Below are 396 nucleotides of genomic sequence, written 5' to 3'. Positions count from 1 at the left end.
CCAACTCTACCCTCGGTAAGTCATGATAACCTGCATAGCCATCGACATGTAGATAACCCGAAAATCCTTGTAAAAAGGCCTTTGGATGTTTACTAGCACGTGTTGTTTGGTAATCATAAAGCACGATGGGCGCTACTGCTCGACCTGTTCGATACATCCACATAAAGGATTTACTCGTTGCAGCGCGATCTGGCTCGTTTAATACCTATAACCCCGTTTCATCCGCATGGGCAATTTCTTCTCGCAGTAGTTTTTTATGAAGGTGATTATCACGTCTGTTGATTAACTAATTTTTACCAATAAAATGCAATAAAAAAGAGAGATTCCATGTAAAATGTAAGTTACCACACCAACATTTACGAGGAGGAATCTCTCATGGCTAAGAATACCACGATT

At 40.4% G+C, this 396-nt stretch carries 1 pseudogene; it reads right to left on the bottom strand.

Features of this window, described 5'->3' with window-relative positions:
• Positions 1 to 262 (bottom strand): annotated as a pseudogene (locus DDE80_RS14765) (IS66 family transposase); the annotation flags it as partial.
• Positions 263 to 396 lie beyond the last annotated feature (134 nt).

The organism is Metalysinibacillus jejuensis (assembly GCF_003057615.1).
Classification (GTDB): domain Bacteria; phylum Bacillota; class Bacilli; order Bacillales_A; family Planococcaceae; genus Metalysinibacillus; species Metalysinibacillus jejuensis.
Note: the sequence above shows the minus strand (reverse complement) of the source record. Positions and strands in the feature narration are given on the sequence as shown.